Annotated in this window: 15 protein-coding genes and 1 pseudogene; 5 read left to right on the top strand and 11 right to left on the bottom strand. The window is 55.9% G+C overall.

Translation table 11 applies throughout. The annotated features are described in order from the left end of the window. The first annotated feature begins 61 nt into the window (after positions 1–61). The 3 genes and pseudogenes from PYR65_RS24175 (at position 62) to PYR65_RS24185 (ending at position 3,384) form a co-directional block, all read left to right on the top strand. On the top strand, positions 62–814 hold the full coding sequence (locus PYR65_RS24175) for a hypothetical protein (protein WP_276121286.1): 753 nt from the start codon (positions 62–64) through the stop codon (positions 812–814). After that, positions 807–2,096 carry a glycosyltransferase gene (locus PYR65_RS24180; RefSeq protein ID WP_276121287.1) on the top strand — a complete coding sequence of 430 codons (1,290 nt, stop codon included), beginning with the start codon at positions 807–809 and terminating at the stop codon, positions 2,094–2,096. The genes PYR65_RS24175 and PYR65_RS24180 overlap by 8 nt, the downstream gene beginning before the upstream one ends. 190 nt (positions 2,097–2,286) lie before the next feature. Next, positions 2,287–3,384, top strand: a pseudogene (locus PYR65_RS24185) (IS3 family transposase). A gap of 121 nt (positions 3,385–3,505) precedes the next feature. Here PYR65_RS24185 and PYR65_RS24190 read toward each other — a convergent pair. The 4 genes from PYR65_RS24190 to PYR65_RS24205 all read right to left on the bottom strand — a co-directional run bounded on the left by PYR65_RS24190 (position 3,506) and on the right by PYR65_RS24205 (position 9,116). After that, positions 3,506–4,525 carry a polysaccharide pyruvyl transferase family protein gene (locus tag PYR65_RS24190; RefSeq protein ID WP_276121288.1) on the bottom strand — a complete coding sequence of 340 codons (1,020 nt, stop codon included), beginning with the start codon at positions 4,523–4,525 and terminating at the stop codon, positions 3,506–3,508. A gap of 532 nt (positions 4,526–5,057) precedes the next feature. Next, complete coding sequence (locus PYR65_RS24195) at positions 5,058–5,855, bottom strand: tetratricopeptide repeat protein (protein WP_276121289.1); 798 nt, start codon at positions 5,853–5,855, stop codon at positions 5,058–5,060. A gap of 4 nt (positions 5,856–5,859) precedes the next feature. After that, the gene (locus PYR65_RS24200; RefSeq protein ID WP_276121290.1) at positions 5,860–6,834 is read right to left on the bottom strand and encodes a hypothetical protein; all 975 of its coding nucleotides are present in this window, start codon (positions 6,832–6,834) and stop codon (positions 5,860–5,862) included. Beyond that, complete coding sequence (locus PYR65_RS24205) at positions 6,831–9,116, bottom strand: glycosyltransferase family 4 protein (protein ID WP_276121291.1); 2,286 nt, start codon at positions 9,114–9,116, stop codon at positions 6,831–6,833. The genes PYR65_RS24200 and PYR65_RS24205 overlap by 4 nt, the downstream gene beginning before the upstream one ends. Positions 9,117–9,619: 503 nt before the next feature. Between PYR65_RS24205 and PYR65_RS24210 the strand changes: the two genes are divergently transcribed. Beyond that, positions 9,620–10,375, top strand: coding sequence for an MBL fold metallo-hydrolase (locus PYR65_RS24210; RefSeq protein ID WP_276121292.1), 756 nt, complete (start codon positions 9,620–9,622; stop codon positions 10,373–10,375). A gap of 26 nt (positions 10,376–10,401) precedes the next feature. On the opposite strand, the gene PYR65_RS24215 is transcribed toward PYR65_RS24210, so the two are convergent. After that, positions 10,402–11,112 (bottom strand): SDR family oxidoreductase, encoded by a 711-nt coding sequence (locus PYR65_RS24215; RefSeq protein ID WP_276121293.1) that lies wholly within the window; start codon positions 11,110–11,112, stop codon positions 10,402–10,404. Positions 11,113–11,195: 83 nt separating this feature from the next. Between PYR65_RS24215 and PYR65_RS24220 the strand changes: the two genes are divergently transcribed. Continuing rightward, entirely contained in the window at positions 11,196–12,149 is a 954-nt protein-coding gene (locus tag PYR65_RS24220) for a LysR family transcriptional regulator (protein ID WP_276121294.1), read from the top strand. A gap of 19 nt (positions 12,150–12,168) precedes the next feature. Here the strand turns inward: PYR65_RS24220 and PYR65_RS24225 are convergent, their stop codons facing one another. Genes PYR65_RS24225 through PYR65_RS24250 form a run of 6 tightly spaced genes read right to left on the bottom strand, consistent with a single transcriptional unit; the run spans position 12,169 to position 18,679 of the window. Beyond that, positions 12,169–12,939, bottom strand: a complete 771-nt coding sequence (locus PYR65_RS24225; RefSeq protein WP_276121295.1) for an enoyl-CoA hydratase — start codon at positions 12,937–12,939, stop codon at positions 12,169–12,171. 34 nt (positions 12,940–12,973) lie between these two features. Then, positions 12,974–13,864, bottom strand: coding sequence for a 3-hydroxyisobutyrate dehydrogenase (gene mmsB, locus PYR65_RS24230; protein ID WP_276121296.1), 891 nt, complete (start codon positions 13,862–13,864; stop codon positions 12,974–12,976). Further along, entirely contained in the window at positions 13,861–14,964 is a 1,104-nt protein-coding gene (locus tag PYR65_RS24235) for an enoyl-CoA hydratase/isomerase family protein (protein ID WP_276121297.1), read from the bottom strand. Before PYR65_RS24235 ends, mmsB begins: the two co-directional genes overlap by 4 nt. After that, positions 14,948–16,339, bottom strand: a complete 1,392-nt coding sequence (lpdA, locus tag PYR65_RS24240; RefSeq protein WP_276121298.1) for a dihydrolipoyl dehydrogenase — start codon at positions 16,337–16,339, stop codon at positions 14,948–14,950. Before lpdA ends, PYR65_RS24235 begins: the two co-directional genes overlap by 17 nt. 4 nt (positions 16,340–16,343) lie before the next feature. Next, complete coding sequence (locus PYR65_RS24245) at positions 16,344–17,663, bottom strand: dihydrolipoamide acetyltransferase family protein (RefSeq protein WP_276121299.1); 1,320 nt, start codon at positions 17,661–17,663, stop codon at positions 16,344–16,346. Between the two features lie 2 nt (positions 17,664–17,665). Then, entirely contained in the window at positions 17,666–18,679 is a 1,014-nt protein-coding gene (locus PYR65_RS24250) for an alpha-ketoacid dehydrogenase subunit beta (protein ID WP_276121300.1), read from the bottom strand. Between the last annotated feature and the right edge of the window lies 1 nt (position 18,680).

Here is an 18,680-nt window from a genome sequence, read left to right on the forward strand (position 1 = left end):
CAAAAACATTCATAGCGGGCTTTATCCCACATTGACATAACAACTTGAGGAGCAGAACCATTTGAACGACGAATTTAATTCGACCACTTTAAGGGAAATGACGAGTCGTCTTATACATGCGGAGCATCTGATTGATGATCTGCGACGCGAGAATGCGAGAACGAGACATGACTTCAACACACTCGCCGCAAAGTTCGAAGCAGCACTAATTTTTTTCGAATCTAGGGTTGATGCCGTCTATCAGTCAGCGCTTTTACAGGCCAAAGGTGAGCCATCACCCTTCAAGGTGATCAGCGCGGTGGAAACAGAAAAACGCCTTCAGGAATTAATTTTCTCAGGTTTCATCGATGAGCCTCAAATCGATGAACTGAACTTAAAAGATATAATATCTGGCGATTTGTCGATAGGCGTAAAAAAAGGACCACTTACGCTCTACGGATTCCGCCTACATCCGGGAGCTTCCCGAGATCTCGGAAATCGGGTCCGAATCGAGTCAGGCGAATTTGGTGCGGTTGTTTTCGGCCCCTATAAACGCCTGAGAACAGGCAGATATAAAGTTCGTTTTGATTTGGATCTACAAACCGCTGTTGACGAGCTTTCCGGATCTATGAGTTTCGATATTTTCGATGGGACGTCTGGAGAAGTTGTGTGCGCTAAAACAGTGTCGGCTCCCGACTTCGCACCGCATCATGTCGTGGAGCTTTCATTTGCATGGGAGCCACAGACTCCTAACCACCTCATTGAAATCAGAACTTTTCAAGGGCTGCAATGCGTTGTTTTCTTAAATGAAATCGTAATAGAAGCAGATGAATGATATGTACGGCAGCTCGCGCAAATTCGTCTTTTGTTCCCCAATTTCGCCAATGACTACGGGCACAGCAGTATATTTTGAAAAAATACTGCGCCGAATCCTGTCAACAGGTCTCGTGGACGTGAGAGATTTAGTTATTCTGACTGACTCAAAGTTGATCGATGGCGTTTTGCCTAAAACTTATCTTAACGTTGAAGTTAGAGACTATAAATCATGGCCGCATGTTGTTGCTAATAACGAGACTTGGTTTCTATTCTTGGCAAATAATGAATTTCATGCATTTGCACATGAAATTATCGATGATGTACGAAATATAAATGCAGGGAAGGTGATCAGTATCGTTCATGAGCCCTCGAACTACATGTTAATACGTCACCTAAGTTATAATAGGATGAGCGGTTACAATCCCGAACGCCTCGTTCAAGGAATGGTTTGCCAGTTTGGTGAAAAAAGCAGACGATTGCTCCACGATGCGGACCAAGGACTTACAGATAACATCTTTAATCACGTGGTATTAGCACAGAGCGGTCTTTACAATAAAAGTGATGAGATTTGGACGCATAGTCGTTACGCAGCCGCCGTCTTACAAGTCGAGTATATCGGGAAACTTCAAAACCTCCCCTTTAAAATATTTTCGCATCCAAAGGATGATTTAAAAAGATATTCTCAGTCGGGAACGGCCCCACGCGAAAAGTTCAGGATAGGGATTTTCGGCTGGATATCTTTGGCGAAACGGGTTCGAGAAGTATTAGTTGGGTTGAGGCTCGCGCTTGATCGCTTGGATCATGCATCGCGACTAGACATCGAACTCATCGTTGTAGGAAAACTGCCCAGTGATCCTAATTACAACGTTATCAATATGGCGGAATTTTTGCACCTAAAAGAAAACGTGCGCTTTCTCGGCTACCAGCCCGATGAGGAGTTCGAGCAACTATTGGCCACGTGTAGTATAGTTTATAATCTGCGGTTTCCATCTTGCGGCGAGACTAGCGGTACGATTAACCTTGCGCAAGGCGCTGGCGCTAAAATAGTAAAAACAGCATATCAAGCAATGCATGAAGAACCTGCGCACGAAGAAATAACATTTCTACCCTTTCTTGAGTCCTTCGCGGTCGCGAGTTCCATATGCAAGAACTATGAAAATTGGAAACTTGGCCTATGGGATGTCAGCTTCAGGTCTAATGCTGATGACGAATTAGAATCTGCGCCTATCGAACTAGGAATATTGGAAGAAATTTTAAATGGTACTAGAAATATTTCTAGTGTTGAAAAGCTATCATCCTAACATGTTAGCAATGTGCTGTGTGCTCACTATTTTTCACCGGAAATTATCCTTATTAAACCCCAGTGATTTCATAGCAACAATCATACCCAAGCGGTACGTTTAGACGGCTACACGGAATTTGGGCGTGACCTGAGCCCCTGATCTTCCTCCAGATTTTGGTAGAGTCGGTCACTCTGAGGAGACGGACAGGATGCAGCATTCACGGTTCACGGATGAGCAGATCATCGGGATATTGAAAGAGCAGGAGAACGGCCCGAGGACGGCCGATGTCTGCCGCAAGCACGGGATATCCGAAGCGACCTTCTACAAATACAAGGCGAAGTTCGGCATGGAGATTTCCGATGCCCGCAAGCTGAAGGCTTTGGAAGACGAGAACGCCAAACTGAAGAAGCTGCTGGCCAAGACCATGCTGGACAATGCCATTTTGAAGGATGTCGCCTCAAAAAAATGGCGACGCCCGATGTGAAGCGGGACGCTGTGGCTCATGTCTGCATGTAGCATGGGGTGAGCCTGCGTTGGGCGTGCGAGGTTTTGTCCATCGACCGGTCAAGCGTGCGATACCGCAGCGTCCGGCCTGATGACGCTGATATCCGTGAGGCTATGAAGGCGGTCGCATCCGAACGTCGCCGTTTCGGGTATCGACGCATTCACGTCATGCCGGATCGGCAGGGGATCGTCATGAATCTGAAGAAACTCCGGCGTCTTTATCGTGAAGAGAAGCTGACCGTGCGCAAACGCGGCGGCCGCAAGCGTGCTTTGGGAACGAGACGCCCTCTGGCACTTGCCCTCGTGCGCCAACGAGCGCTGGAGCCTGGACTTCGTCAGCGACGCCTTCACGGATGGCCGTCGTTTTCGGGTCCTGGCCGTTGTCGACGATTTTACCCGCGAATGCCTCGCGCTGGTCGCCGACACGTCGCTTTCAGGTCGGCGGCTTGCGCGGGAACTCGATGCTGTCATCGCCCGGCGAGGAAAGCCAGGAACGATTGTTTCCGACAATGGCACGGAGATGACGAGTACAGCCGTTCTCGAATGGTGCCAAACCAGCCAGGTTGAGTGACATTACATCGCGCCGGGCAAGCCGATGCAGAACGGCTTCGTGGAAAGCTTCAACGGCAGCTTCCGCGACGAATGCCTCAATGAAACCCTGTTCTCTTCGCTGACCCAGGCAAAGATGGAAATTACCACATGGAAGGAGGACTACAACCGAAACAGACCACACTCGCCATTGGGCAACATGACGCCCAGTGAATTCGCATCGAAAATCGCTCTGGAAAAACAGGCCGCATAAGGCCAGATTGTAAACCCAAGACTCTCCTGAAAACTGGAGGGACGATGGGTCTCAGGTCAGGCGTTAAAGCTGTAGGATTGTGAAAAACCTAAATTCTTCTGACAACCGAGCCGATCCGCACTCATAAATCCAGCTGACTTGTGCGATGTCGGTTGAGACTTTCAGCAAACTGCATTCCAGCATCCACTGCATTTGCACGGTACTTCGCGCTCACTTCAACGACTTTTTCTAATGTTTTTGGCGCTTCAGCAATCTTGAGAGAAGTAAGAAATTTTTCCGCAGTGAAGGCTATGGGGCTGACAGAAAGCTCTTCTAGACCTGCCTCCAAGCAAAACTGCTGAGTTTTATGAGTAAGGCCGATGTTCACGAAAGGCCGCTTCGCAAGTACCGCGTATATAAGCCCATGAAACTTCATACTTACAACTACGTGAGAGGTAGATACTTCGTACATTACCTGATCAAATGCCAGTTCTTCTTCTACGATTTTTACATTTTCTCGCCTCTTCATCATCGCGAACACGTCCACAGCAAAAGAAAGATCGTAGGCGTTCCAAGCAAACGAAAAAGGCACGAAACGAAAATTGTAATAAGGGGACAGTTGATCAAGTGACTGAGCAATTTCCCGTTTTTGGGTGTAGGTACGGGCGAACAGATTGAGATCGGCCGTCTCAAGTGCATATTGCGAAGTGTCGTTCGAAAAGAAACAGGTCATGGTTTTTCTAGGCTGAGGCGACGAGGGAATAGCTAACCCATTTTCAGGAGGGGCTAATTGAAACACGATGTCAGGCGTATAATGAGCGTGCACACCATGGGCCCTCAAGTACTCAACATCACCATAATTTCTAAACCATCCTGCGATGATTCTTTCCTTTTGCGCTACGGCAACATCCAAGTCAGCTTGCCCGTCCGCGCCAACACCATAAACAAAGTACTTCACACCGTCTGGAATAAGCCTGAGATAAAAATCCCTTAATACATCGCCGCTACCTAGGACAACCACATCGCCTTTCCCAATCTGAGGGAGCGCGGCAGTGGTTAGCCATTCGATATGCTCGCCTGGGAAGAGAGCTCTATGAGCGAGCTTGAAGCTTTCATCGCCGCTGTTACGCTGGCCGTACCATCCAATGAAATAAACCGTCACCAATTGTTCTCCCTATCACACTTAACTGACGTTCTATAACATTAGCTAAGCCGGTTGAATCGATCGGAGGTTTCAAATTGGCTTCGATTGGATTCAACCCATATGATCAGGAAAGAGGCCAGGATGTATGGCCAAACTCAACATGCACATGTGATTGTCAGGAAATCTCACAGACCGCCACTAAGCGGTTAGAATTCGGTCGCCATACTCTTTTAACAATAAGTCGATGGCTAGTGAGATCGCGCAAATTTTTTTATCATGATAACAATGGCAGCGATTAGCTACTTCGCCGAAAATAACTGGGGTTGAAACAAAATACCTTTAGGATCTGAAAATCAGCTATTTTCTTCGATAGGATTTGGCAAAGCTCAATGCTTGTACTCTAGCGTTTGACTATATTCTCTCTACGCATGCTAAAATTATGCCAAAAACTTTAGAAGAGGACTGCACACCCTAATCTGTCAACAGGTGCCATTGAATGAAAACACAACCGTCAGTTCCGCTGCCTCAATGATGCGAAATGCCAGCCCCATCACCCCTTGAACACCCCGTATGATTTCCCGATATGGCTTTGCAGAAGCTCTGCCCGCTCGCCGTCGAAATCGGAAAAATTTCCGGCTTCGGCATAGTGGTTCTTCAAGCGGGAGAAGAGTTTCAGGATCTCCTGGTTTTCCTCTGAGATTTCCAGAATGTTCATCAGATGCCCGGACGCATCGTTCAGATGCTTGCTGTTGGATTTCAGGCATCTGTCGAAATAGTATCCATACATCTCTTTTGCCTCTTCATAGCGTCCGAGCTCGCGATAGGCATGTCCGAGGATGACGTCGAAATCCCGCAACCCGTGCTGTTCGTAGAGCAGCTTTGCGTTCGGTAAGGCCAAGTGAAACCGTCTGGAATCCATCTGTTCCAGAGTTTTTTTACGAAGCGCACCCGTGTCGTTTGCATATTGGGCATCGCCGACGGTGTCCAGCAATTCGCTGATCTCCACCGTTGGGTGAATACCGTTCGCGCGTTTGTACCAGTCTTTTGCCTTTGCAAGATCGCCCGAGCGATTGTACAGATGCCCGAATTGAACATGCAGGTCCCAGTCCTGCGGCTTGAGCGTCAGGGCTTCGGCGTAATGAGCCTCCGCCTGTGAGAAGTTCTCCATCTCCTTGCTCATATGCCCCATCTGAACCAGGACGCCGAAACGGCGATCGTCCTTTTTCAAGATCATGCGGTAGGCTTCATAAGCCTCCGCCCAGCGGCCCGAGCGTTGGGCGCTCTTGGCTTTATCCAGAAAGGATTTCGTCTTTCCGCGCCCAACCAGATTGAGATACTCAAACTTCATGTGATCAGTCCATTTTTCTGAGCTGGACATTCTGAATGTTGATCCACTGTTCGGGTAAAGCGTTTTGCACCTGTAGTCGAACCTCCAGGAAAGCATGCGTATTGAGCTTTTCAAAAACGAAACTGCCGCGAAGATTGCCACAGGCGGTGAGATGAAACAGACGGTCAATGCTCAGATTGGCCACAACATCGACGGTGATCGTCGCCCATTCAGGCTGAACAATATCGAGGTCGAGCATCCAATAGCCTGACGCGACATGGCATTTGGGACCAGTCAGAATAAAGCCGTTGCTGACAATCCAGGAGTCCGGACGGATTTCGTCCGGACGTGAAATCATCGAGGGCGCCATTTCCCATCGCTCGCCGGCATAGCGGCATAAACTAAAAATCTCCGGCGCGTTGTGAGAGACCGAACGGAAACCAGCGACCTCAACGATGCCGCGAATTTTCTCGTTATCATCGTTGCTCGATTGCGGACCTAGGGCGCTGTCCCAATTGATGAAGTGCCCCTCTTCAATCGCTTTCGCGTTCAAATTTGAAAGAAGGTCCAACCGGGTTGTAGTTCCGCTTTCCAGCTGATGTGTCAAACGTGCAAGCTCCACATTTCCAGGGCGCCGTGAAAGAACCTGCGCATAGGCGTGCAGGACAAAGGCTTTTTTGTCATTCGGTGCAAATGACAGCACATTCTCCACCACCAGGGCGGATGCGGGAACGTTCACGCGGGCAAAATTGAGCGCAGCGCTTGCCCGGTCTATCGGGTATCGCTCACCCTTCGTATTGCGCAAACTGTGGATGATCTGCTCGCGCGTGGCGCCGCGTTTCACCCGTTCCACCAGACGATTTAAAGTCGTGTCGCTGATCTCGATCGACATCCGTTCAGCCAAATGCCGGACAAAGGTACGTGGCTCGGCTGCAAATTCCGCCGACGACAGGCGCAACGCGTTCAATTCATCGGGGTTGCTGATATCATCTGCCGTCATGTCGCGCTTCCAATTGTTTCGTCGATAAACCACTGATACCGCCCAGCCAATTTTTCGTAGCTGAACGCGTCCATCATATGTCTTGCATCAAGATCATAGATGTTCAGCAGAGTGCGGTTACCCATCAAAATGGTAATGGCTTCGGCCAGATTTTCGATGTTCAAGTCACTGATGCGATGACTGATGCGGCTCAGATCGTTGAGGACCGGCGATGAGGAGCAAAGGATCGGCGCGCCTGCCAGCAAAGCCACGCGGACCGCCCCAGTGGCTGTTTCGTTGGAATCCCCATAGGGAAACACAAGCAAATCACACTGGCTCAACCTGGAAACGATTTCGTTTTCCGGCAGGAACGAATAGTCCGTCTCGACGGTTCCTCGCAGGTCCAGCGCGTCGATTACGGTCTCCGTCTGCCGTTGTGCTTCCAGTGATTGCTCAGCATCGGTCACGCAGTTGAGAAGAACAAGCCGGACGTCATCTGCGACCATCGACTTCAGGCGGCCAACAGCAGCGACCAGGAGGTCGATGTTCTTGTGTTTGAAGAGGAAACCGAAGCTGCCGATGGTGAAAACATCGTTTTCGCTTCGAGGCCCCTCATTGGCTCTCTGAAATCCGTGGGGGATAACTACGACGTTGCGTTGCCCGGCTTTTGACAGCAAGTCGGCGTCGCCGACGGAGTGAACGAAAACACGGTCAAAACTTTTGACCCAGTCGAGCTCGCCTTTGAGGGCAACCTCTTTGACGTTATGCATGGTGATGACGCGAACTTTATACCGTGAGTTCGCCAGAACGCCGGTGACCCGGATCATGTCGTCGTATGAGAAATGACCGGGATGGTGTTGCCACCACAAAATAGGACTATCCGCCGAATTCAAAGCATCGATCAGCCGGTCTATGCCCCGATGATCGTAGCTCCACAGCCGGTTAACGCGTTCATCTGGATCGTCGCTCGTGTCGATCCGATCTTCATCTATGACGATGCGGCTGAAAATATTGGCAATCCGGCCGTTGAACGCCTCCGTCGAATAGAGGTGTTCCGAATAGGTCGCAATTCCGCACCGTTGGTGCCATGTGGTAATAAGGTCGATCTTTGACGACGGCGTGAGTTCATCCGTTGAACTGCTTTTATTCAGAGCTGAAAACAGGCATTTTTCAATCCGTTCGGCGACACGCGCCCAGGTGAGGTCGCGAAGAATGAGTTGCCGGCCGGCTTCGGTCTTCCGTTTTGCCTGCTGAGGATCGCTCAAAGCCAGCCGCATGGCCGACCCAATGGACGAAACGGACGGTTGCGCCCACAAGCTGTAACCGCTTGAAACATGGCTTCCGGAAGGGGCGAGCGTGTAGTCGATGGGAAACGACGTTTCGGGTGTACAAAAATCCGTCTGCCCGGAGAAGGCAGTGGTTGCAACCGGCACGCCGAACAGCATGGCTTCGGCGAAGGGAAGGCCAAAACCCTCGCCTTTGCTAGGGGCGACCAGCAAATCCGCAGATTTGTAGAGAGACACGATTTGCGAGTTATCCCAGTGCTTGTTGACCACCTTGATTTTCGGTGCAGACTCCAGGCCCTTGGTTGCCTTGCGGACGTAACTCTCGATCTCGTTATGCGGGTTGGGTGTCGTCTTTATAAAAAGTTCCACGTCATCAGTGGCGGTAAAGGTCCGGCAATAGGCATCAACTAGTAACTCGGCGCCCTTGCGCGGGAAGCAAGAAGAGACGTGCAATATTCTTTTATCGGTGTTCTTCTGATAGGCTGGAACATTGTCCCTCGACTGTTCCAGAATGTGGTCACACCCATTTCCAATCACATGAATCGGAATTTTAACGCCCGATCCCTTGAACGATTGTTTTACGAAATTCGACGTCACCATCATGAAGTCGAGGTCCCGATTGAACCGATCGACCATGTAAACCGGTATTTCGGTTTCTTCCCAGGCAAAGCATACATAGGCATTCACTTCGCCGACCATGTCGCTGGTCTCGGGCGGCCAGGGGTTTCTCAGGTGAAACTTGTACTTGCCTTTGGCCGGGTAGCTATCGAGCATAGTCTCGTAAACGTCAGGCATTTCCTTGAGCTTGGCGTCTGTCTGCCAGTCGCGCTCTTTGGAGTAGCAACGAACTCGGAAACCGGCCTTCAGGAGAGATCGCGCAAGCTGCCTATTCACAATTGCGAGGCTATAATCGCCCTTAAACGGTCCATCCAGCAGCACCGATTGGCGCTTTAGCATTGTCTTGCTTACGCTCGTCAGCGACGGCAATTGATCGACTTGGTACACGCTTTCTGCCATATAACTACTTCAACATGAGGAATATCTAAATAAAGCCAGTCTGAAGCGCTGCGTCAGTTCGCGACACCTTTTAAGCTATCCGCAGCCTCTGGTCGCCTGTCGAACGACAAGTGCACTAATAAGTACTGGGATCGAAGTCAACACGATTACGTACCGGAGTTTTACCACAGCCATGTAAAAGGTCCCGGGATGAAAAGCCCAATTTCTCGTTCTGCCTAAATACGCAGCAAAGCGCTTTATTTACGGCAAAATTCCGCATGAGAAATGAGCTGCCGCGTTGTGCGAGGACGATAATTCAGACACCTTGCCGCCACTCCTTAAACAGCAACATGGCGTCAACAAAATTTTCCTGTCGTTGAAAATATGCACCTATTAGTTGCGCATCAAGAGGCATTGATGGATGGTTTTTAAACGATTAGTCGCCTCCTTTTTCCCTTGCTTTTATTCCCACAGGCGCGACGATGGCGCAAACAACCCCATCAGCTTCGAGTAAGGACATCCGAATGCAACTCCAGCTAATCCGCAATGCTACATTGAAGCTGGATTATGCCGGGCGTACCGTGCTGATTGATCCTTATTTCGCAGAGAAACACAGCTTGCCGTCGTTTACCGGCCGGTCGCCCAATCCGATGGTGGAGCTTCCGATCGCCATTGAGGATATTCTGGAGGGTGTGGAGATGGTGATCGTGTCGCATCTTCATACCGATCACTTCGATGATGTTGCGATGCAGCGGGTGCCGAAACATTTGCCGCTTTTCTGTCAGCCGGGTGACGAAGAGACAATTCGCGGGGCCGGGTTTAGCAATGTGACGCCTTTGAGCGGCAGTGCGATCTGGCAGGGACTGACACTGACGCGCCGCGAAGGCAGCCATGGTCTCGGGCCGGTGGTCGAATTGATGGGGCACGTCATGGGATTCACCCTTGAAGCTGCGGGCGAGCCTTCGGTCTATTGGGCTGGCGATACCGTTCTCTATCCGCCGGTCACTGATGTGATCGCCGCGAGCACGCCGGATGTCATCGTCACCCATTCCTGCGGCGCGCGCTGGGATGGAGACCTGATCGTGATGGACGCTGCCGAAACGGTTGCCGTATGCGAAGCCGCACCGGATGCCATCGTCATTGCCACCCATATGGAAGCGCTTGATCATGCGACGATCAGCCGGGAGGATCTGCGCCACGTAGCGGATGAGAAGGGCATTGCGGCTTCGCGGCTGCTGATTCCGGCGGATGGCGAGACGGTGGCCGTTGGGCGGCCTTGACCGGCAGGCCGCCCCCGTTTCCTCTTCTAGCGCAGCGTGTAGCCACCGTCGCTATAGAGCGTTGATCCGTTCATATTGCCGTTGTCGAGCAGGAAAAGGGCCGCATCCGCAGCGTCTTCGACGGTCCCGACCTCGCCGGTGAGGGCGATCGTCCGCCAGCTTTCGAACACCGGTTCGCGGATGGAAGCGTCGCGGTTGCGCCAGAGGTTGCTGTCGATCGGGCCGGGGGACAGGCAGTTGACCCGGATTGGCTTCAGTTCGACGGACAGCGCCCGGGCAAGCCCTTCGATTGCGGCATTGCAGGCGGAATAGGCGGGATTACCGATCGGGCGAACCGAGGCGGCACCCGACATCAGCACGATGGCTGCGTCCTTGGCAAAGTGAGGCAGCGCCGTGTGCACGGCCCAATATTGGCCCCAGAACTTTGCCCGGAAGGGGCTTTCGGCCGTCTCCGCATCGGCCTCGCGGAACGAGGCGGTGCGATAGGTGGTGCCGGGCGTGAATAATCCCGCCAGCTCTTCCTCTCCGGCAAAAAAACTTGCAAGCGACGCCCGGTCCTCGATATCGACCGATCGGGCTGTCGCCAGCGGACCGAGTAGCCGGGCTGCCGCCTCGAGTCTTTCGCTGTTTCTGCCACCGATCAGGACGCGGTCGCCCCGCTCGACAAGCCGTTGCGCAAGGCCGAGGCCCATTCCCGAGGTACCGCCGATGACGGCATATGTTTTTGCTGTTCTCATGACAGCGATTGTATTGATGACTTTATGGACGCAGAAGCGACATCTGGTCTTGGCATTCATGACTTAATTTCGTTAAATCGCGCATGACGAAGAATGACCGAACCGGATCGATCCGGATTTTCCTCGCTGTCTGCAATGCCCGCTCTTTCGCGGCAGCCGCAGTGCAGCTTCATCTGACGCCGTCTGCCGTGGCAAAGGCGATTGCAAGACTGGAGACCCGACTCGGCGTCCGCCTGATCGAAAGGACGACGCGGCGACTGCAGTTGACGCAAGAGGGCGAGCGCTATTTCAAAAGTTGCAGCCAGGCGCTCAACGAGATCGACCGGATCGAGGCGGAACTGGCGGCGACACGGTCGGAGCCGAGCGGGCTGGTGCGCATCAGCATGCCGCCGCTATTTGGTAGGTCCATTGTTGCTCCCGCACTTTTTGCCTTGGCGGATGTCCATCCCCTGCTCTCCTTCGACATCACGCTCAAAGGCGAGATAGCCGATTTTGTTGCGCAGCAGGTGGATGTGGCCGTACGGATCGGCCATCTGGAGGATACGTCGGGCTTGACTGCCCGCCGTCTTGGCACGCAGACAATCGTGCTGTGCGCATCCACCGCCTATCTCGACCGGCATGGCGTGCCGCAATCCCTATCCGATCTTGCGGCACACCGGCTGATCGCGACCAGTGGCGAAAAAGGCGTTGTGCCCTGGTCCATCAATGCGTCTGGTGCCACAGGCGCCGATGGCAGGGTCGAGACATGGGTGCCTCCTGCCCGGCTGTTGCTCGACGGCAGTGCGCTCACGCTTGCGGCGATAAAGGCCGGTCACGGCATCGGCTTGTTGCCGCAATGGCTGGCGGCGCCGGAGATTGCGTCGGGGGCGTTGAAACAGGTGATGCCGGGGCGGATCGGCAGCGATCTGCCCATTCATGTGGTCTGGCCAAGCGCCCCGTTGATGCTGCCGCGATTGCGCGTGACGATCGATGCGATCGTGGCGGCAACCCGCCGTTCGGTGATCTGGGATGGCGCAGGCGAGGCGCGTCCGGTTTAGAGCCTCGTATGATCAGACTCTATTTGCCTTGAAACTGCGGCGGCCGTTTTTCGATGAAGGCGGACATGCCCTCCTTCTGGTCCTGAGTGGCAAACAGCGCGTGAAAAATCCGGCGTTCGAACAGGATGCCTTCGCGCAGTCCGCCCTCGAGCGCACGATCGACGGCTTCGCGCGCCGCCATGGTGGCGGCCTTGCCGTATCCGGCGATGGTTTGGGCGGCCGCCAGGGTTTCCTCCAGCAGTTTTTCCGCCGGGATTATGCGGGCGACGAGGCCGCAGCGTTCGGCCTCTGCCGCATCCATCATCCGGCCGGTCAGGATCATGTCCATCGCCTTGGCCTTGCCGACCAGCTTTGTCAGCCGCTGCGATCCCCCCATGCCGGGAATGACGCCGAGCTTGATTTCCGGCTGGCCGAACATGGCGGTGTCGGCGGCAAAGATCATGTCGCACATCATCGCCAGTTCGCAACCGCCGCCCAGCGCATAGCCGGAAACCGCAGCAATCTTGGGCGTGCGGAAGGAGGCGAACCGGTCCCAGGCGGCAAAGAAGTCCTCGCCGAACATATCGGGGAACGACTTGTCCGCCATTTCCTTGATGTCGGCGCCGGCGGCAAAGGCCTTGTCCGAGCCCTTCAACACGAAACAGCCGACGCCCGGATCGCGGTCGAGCGGCGCAAGCTCTGTCGCCAATGCGTTCATGATGTCTGAGTTGAGCGCGTTGCGGGCGGCGGGGCGGTTCAGCGTGACAATGACGACCCGGTCCTGCTGTTCGATGATGATCGGTTTTTCCATGGGCGGGATCCTCTTGGCGGCGTTTCAGGCTGTGTCAGACAGTGCTTGCGGATTGTTGCCGGAGCATATCGATGATGCCAGAAAAATCCTTGCCGTCGTTTCCGAGTTCGTTGAACAGAGCGTAGAGTTCGGCTGCCTTTGCGCCAAGCGGCGTGACGGCGCCGGCCGATTGGGCTGCCTCTTGCGACAGCTTCAGGTCCTTCAACATCAGCGCGCCGGCAAACCCCGGCTTGTAATCGTGATTGGCCGGCGATGCCGGGACGGGTCCGGGAACCGGGCAATAGGTGGTCAGCGACCAGCACTGGCCGGAGGAAACCGAAGCGACATCGAACAGTGCCTGATGCGACAGGCCGAGCTTTTCGCCAAGCACGAAGGCTTCGCCGACAGCAATCATGCTGATGCCGAGGATCATGTTGTTGCAGATTTTTGCCGCCTGGCCTGCCGCCGGTCCGCCGCAATGGATGATCTTCTTGCCCATCGCCGCAAAGACCGGCTGGGATTTTGCAAATACATCCTCTTCACCGCCGACCATGAAGGTCAGCGTACCGGCGGCAGCACCTCCCGTGCCACCGGAAACGGGGCCATCGAGCGACGGGCAGTGATGGGCGGCCGCCAGGCCGTGCGCCTTGCGGGCGCTGTCTATATCGATGGTCGAGCAATCGATCAGAAGCGTGCCGGGAGGAACGGTGGCGACCAGCTCCTGCCAGACCGACAGGACATGTTTGCCGGCGGGAAGCATGGTGATGACGGTATCGGCGCCTGCAACTGCGTCGGTCAGCGAGGCGCAGGCAATCACGCCCTTGTCTCTTGCCTCGTCAAGCAGCGGCTGTGAAAGATCGAAACCCCTGACCGCATGGCCCGCCTTGACCAGATTGGCAGCCATCGGGCCGCCCATATGACCCAGACCGATAAATCCGATCGTCATGCTGGTGATCCTTCCTTGATCCTGTTTGAAAAGAGCGGGTGGCTGGACGGCTGGAAATAGGCATCGACATCAGCTGCGGTGACATCGGCAAGCCGCTGCGGCCGCCATTGCGGATTGCGGTCCTTGTCGATCACGGCCGCGCGCACGCCCTCGTAGAAATCATGGCTGCGCAGCACCGCAGCCGTCGCTGAAAATTCCCGTTCGAGGCAGTCTTCCAGCGTGCCGGTTTTACGCCCGAGCCGCAAAAGACGCAGCGTGACATTGAGGCTAAGGGGCGATTTAGCCGCAAGAACGGAAAGAAGTTTTTCGGCAAAAGGGCTGTCATCCGAACGCAGGGCAGCGATGATGTCTTCGGTCGTGTCGAAGGCAAAGAGGCGATCGATGGCCGATTGCTGTGGTTCCAGAATGCCGGTGGGCGGTATCTCCGAAAAGCCCGCAATCACAGCGGAAACTGTCTCGCGTGAACTGCGAGCGGGCAGCGCGGCCAAGGCTCCGGTCAAGTCCGCAAGCCGTCCGGACCTTATAAAAACATCGGCGAGACCGGCAAGAATGGCATCGGCGGCGCCCAGAGTTTCGCCGGTCAAGCCGATATAGGTACCAAGTTCATTGGCCCGGCGGGTGAGAAACCACGAGGCGCCGATATCCGGGAAAAAGCCGATGCCGGTTTCCGGCATGGCAAAACGGGTACGCTCGGTGACGATCCTGTGGCTGCCATAGACGGATATGCCGACGCCGCCGCCCATGACGATGCCGTCCATGATGACGGCATAGGGTTTCGGATAGCGGCTGATGCGGGCGTTGAGCCTGTATTCCTCGCGCCAGAACGTTGTCGGCACGTCCGATCCGGCTCTGCCGCCATCGTAAATGGCGCGGATATCGCCACCGGCACACAGGCCGCGCTCCCCCTCGCCCGTCACGAGCACGGCTGAAATGGACGGGTCGCGTTCGAAATCGTCAAGCGCCGTGTCGATGTCGCGCACCATTTGTAATGTCAGACTGTTGAGCGCCTTTGGACGGTTGAGTCGGATGCGGCCGAGTGCGCCCTGGCGCTCGACCAGCGTTTCCGTCTCTGTTGCGCGCGTTTCAGATGTGGAGAGCATGGCCAAGCGCTTTCAAGGCGGCTTCCTGGAAGCCTTCGCTGCGGGTCGGATGAGCGTGGATCGTCGCTGCAATGTCTTCCAGACGTGCGCCCATTTCAATCGCCAGTGCGAAGGCGCTCGAAAGTTCGGAAACGCCGGAGCCGACCGCCTGGATGCCGAGCACGAGATTGCTGTCGGCGCGCGCCACGATGCGCACGAAGCCCTCTTCCGACAGCATGGTCATGGCGCGGCCATTGGCATTGAAAGGGAATTGCCCGACACGGATCTCATAACCCTGCGCCCGTGCCTCATCGGGCGACAGACCGGCGGTGACGATCTCCGGATCGGTGAAGCAGACGGCGGGAATGCAACGCTTGTCCCAGATGCGTTTCTTGCCCGCGACGATTTCGGCGACCATCTCCCCTTGCGCCATGGCGCGGTGGGCGAGCATCGGCTCGCCGGTGATATCGCCGATGGCATGAATGCCGCGCATCGACGTCCGGCAGCGATCGTCGATGCGCAGGAAATTGCCGGCACGGTCGAGATCCAGTTCTTCCAGCCCCCAGCCTTGCGTGCGCGGCTTGCGGCCGACGGTCACGAGGATCTTTTCGGCGGCAAGCTGCTCTTCCGCGCCCTCACTGGTTTCGATCAAAAGCGCGTTGCCGGATAACCCCTTTGCCTTGGCGCCGGTCAGGACGCGGATACCGAGATCAGCAAGGCGCTTGGAGACCGGCTTCACCAGCTCGGCATCATATTGCGGCAGGATTTGCGACGTGGCTTCGACAATAGTGACGTTCGAGCCGAGCTTGGCGAATGCCGTGCCCAGTTCAAGCCCGATATAGCCGCCACCGACGACCGCGAGCTTTGCCGGCACTGTTTTCAGCGACAGGGCTTCGGTCGAGGAGATAACCGGTCCGCCGAAGGGCAGGAACGGCAGTTCCACCGGTTCCGACCCGGTAGCGATGACGATCGTTTCGGCGCGGATCACCTGCATTCCGGTTTCCGTTTCGACTTCCACGGTCTTGCCGTCCCGGAATTTTGCCCGGCCATGAACGATCTTCACCCGGGCCTTGCGCAACAGGCCGAGCACGCCGCTGTTCAGGCGGCCGACGATGCCGTCCTTCCAGGCAATCGTCTTGGAAAGATCGAGTTTCGGCGCTTCGACGGAGATGCCGAGCGGGCTTTTCGCTTGCGCCATGTGCGTCACCCTCTCGAATTCCTCGGCCGCATGGATCAGTGCCTTGGAGGGAATGCAGCCGATATTGAGGCAGGTGCCGCCAGCCTTGACGGCTTCGACGATGACGGTATCGACGCCGAGCTGCCCCGCCCGGATGGCGCAGATATAACCGCCGGGACCTGCGCCGATGACGAGAAGTTTGCAGACGATCTCTTTCATGGGCTCAGCTTTCAATGAAAATCAGCGCAGGGGTTTCGAGCAGCGCCTTGATCCGCTGGACGAAGGTCGCCGCGTCCCAGCCATCCACCACCCGGTGATCGAAGCTGGACGACAGGTTCATCATCTTGCGCGGGATGAACTGATTTCCGTCCCAGACCGGCCGCGTCATGATCTTGTTGACGCCCACGATGGCCACTTCCGGATGGTTGATGATCGGCGTCGTGGCGATGCCGCCCATGGCGCCGAGCGAGGTGATGGTGATGGTCGAGCCGGACAGCTCTTCCCGCAGCGCCGAGCCGGTGCGGGCCGCTTCCGCCAGCCGCACCACTTCGGCAGCACAATCCCAGATGCCGCGCGCCTCCGCGTGGCGCACGACAGGCACCGTCAAGCCAGCCGGGGTCTGAGTGGCAATGCCGATATGCACGGCCGCATGCCGGCTGATCATGCCGGCGTCGTCATCGAAGGTGGCGTTGACGACGGGCTGCTCATCGATCGTCTTCACCATCGCCCGCATCAGGAAGGGCAGAATCGTCAGCTTGGTTTGCTCCGGTTTGCGCGTCGCGTTCATCGCTGCACGCAAATCTTCCAGATCGGTAACGTCGATTTCCTCGACATAGGTGATATGGGGAATGCGCGACGCTGCCAGCACCATCTTTTCGGAGATGCGGCGGCGCAGGCCGGTGACCTTGATCTCCTCGATAGCGGTCTTGCGGGCAAAGCCCGTCGCCGCCGGCTGCGGATGGGCGCCGCGCGCCAGAAACTGGTCGAGATCGTCATGGGTAATGCGCCCGGCCGGGCCTGATCCCGTCACCTGCCGCAGATCGACGCCGCCATCCTGCGCCCGAAGACGGACGGCCGGCGAGGCCAGCGGCTTGTCCGCAGGCGTTTCAGATGCGGCACGCCTTCCCTTCTCTACAGCCGGGAGACGGTGGCCCGCAGGGCCGGATGAGGGGGCTGGCTGGCTGAGAGAGGCCGGGGATACCCCCTCATCCGCCCTCCGGGCTCCTTCTTCCCGCTGGGGAGAAGGGGAAGAATGCGTCACAATCTCCGCCATCGGAACAGCATTTGCCTCGCCGTCCTCGCCCGCGACCTGAATGCGCACCAGCGGCGCCTTGACGGCAACCGTATCACCGATTTCGGCGCCGAGCCAAAGGACCGTGCCATTGACCGGCGACGGGATTTCGACCGTTGCCTTGTCGGTCATGACGGCGGCCAGCACCATGTCTTCGCGGACGGGATCGCCGACCTTGCAATGCCATTCGACAAGCTCGGCCTCCGCCACGCCTTCGCCGACATCCGGCATCTTGATGATGAATTCACCCATGCTTACGCCTCCATTACTTCGGCAAGCGCACGGCCGACGCGGCCGGGTCCGGGAAAATAATCCCATTCCTGCGCATGCGGATAAGGCGTGTCCCACCCCGTCACGCGCACAATCGGAGCTTCCAGGTGATAGAAGCAATGTTCCTGCACCAGTGCGGCCAGTTCCGCCCCGTAACCGGATGTCAGCGTCGCCTCGTGGACGACGACGCAGCGCCCGGTCTTGGTGACCGATTGCACGATCGTATCGAGATCGAGCGGCAACAGGCTGCGCAGGTCGATCACCTCGGCATCGACGCCCATCTCCTCGACGGCGGCCAGCGCCACATGCACCATGGTGCCATAGGCGATGACGGTGACCGCAGATCCGGGTCTGCGGATTTCCGCCTTGCCGATCGGAATGCTGTAATGGCCTTCCGGCACCTCGCCGAGTTCGTGCTTGGACCACGGCGTGACCGGCCTGTCATGATGGCCGTCGAAGGGGCCGTTATAGAGGCGCTTCGGCTCGAGGAACATGACAGGGTCGGGATCTTCGATCGAGGCAATCAACAGGCCCTTGGCGTCGTAGGGGTTGGAGGGCACGACGACTTTCAGGCCACAGACATGGGTAAACAGCGCCTCCGGGCTCTGGCTATGGGTCTGCCCGCCGAAAATGCCGCCGCCGGTCGGCATGCGCAGCACGATCGGGCAGGTGAAGTCGCCGTTCGAGCGGTAGCGGATGCGGGCGGCTTCCTGGGTGATCTGGTCATAGGCCGGGTACATATAATCGGCGAACTGGATTTCGACGCAGGGCTTGAGACCATAGGCGGCCATGCCGATTGCCGTGCCGACAATGCCGCTCTCGCTGATCGGTGCGTCGAAGCAGCGGGTCTTGCCGTATTTCGCCTGGAGGCCCTGCGTGCAGCGGAAGACGCCGCCGAAATAGCCGACATCCTCGCCGAACACCACCACATCGCCGTCGCGCTCCATCGAGACGTCCATGGCGCTGCGCACGGCCTCGATCATCGTCATTCTCGCCATG

Origin of the sequence: Pararhizobium qamdonense, assembly GCF_029277445.1 — a bacterium.
Taxonomy (GTDB): domain Bacteria; phylum Pseudomonadota; class Alphaproteobacteria; order Rhizobiales; family Rhizobiaceae; genus Pararhizobium; species Pararhizobium qamdonense.

Bases quoted from the DNA above. Each gene is read 5' to 3' on its own strand.
- PYR65_RS24180 (WP_276121287.1), top strand. From the start codon at position 807: ATGAATGATATGTACGGCAGCTCGCGCAAATTCGTCTTTTGTTCCCCA.
- PYR65_RS24195 (WP_276121289.1), bottom strand. From the start codon at position 5,855: ATGAAGTTTGAGTATCTCAATCTGGTTGGGCGCGGAAAGACGAAATCC.
- PYR65_RS24200 (WP_276121290.1), bottom strand. From the start codon at position 6,834: ATGACGGCAGATGATATCAGCAACCCCGATGAATTGAACGCGTTGCGC.
- PYR65_RS24205 (WP_276121291.1), bottom strand. From the start codon at position 9,116: ATGGCAGAAAGCGTGTACCAAGTCGATCAATTGCCGTCGCTGACGAGC.
- PYR65_RS24210 (WP_276121292.1), top strand. From the start codon at position 9,620: ATGCAACTCCAGCTAATCCGCAATGCTACATTGAAGCTGGATTATGCC.
- PYR65_RS24215 (WP_276121293.1), bottom strand. From the start codon at position 11,112: ATGAGAACAGCAAAAACATATGCCGTCATCGGCGGTACCTCGGGAATG.
- PYR65_RS24220 (WP_276121294.1), top strand. From the start codon at position 11,196: ATGACGAAGAATGACCGAACCGGATCGATCCGGATTTTCCTCGCTGTC.
- PYR65_RS24225 (WP_276121295.1), bottom strand. From the start codon at position 12,939: ATGGAAAAACCGATCATCATCGAACAGCAGGACCGGGTCGTCATTGTC.
- mmsB (WP_276121296.1), bottom strand. From the start codon at position 13,864: ATGACGATCGGATTTATCGGTCTGGGTCATATGGGCGGCCCGATGGCT.
- PYR65_RS24235 (WP_276121297.1), bottom strand. From the start codon at position 14,964: ATGCTCTCCACATCTGAAACGCGCGCAACAGAGACGGAAACGCTGGTC.
- lpdA (WP_276121298.1), bottom strand. From the start codon at position 16,339: ATGAAAGAGATCGTCTGCAAACTTCTCGTCATCGGCGCAGGTCCCGGC.
- PYR65_RS24245 (WP_276121299.1), bottom strand. From the start codon at position 17,663: ATGGGTGAATTCATCATCAAGATGCCGGATGTCGGCGAAGGCGTGGCG.
- PYR65_RS24250 (WP_276121300.1), bottom strand. From the start codon at position 18,679: ATGGCGAGAATGACGATGATCGAGGCCGTGCGCAGCGCCATGGACGTC.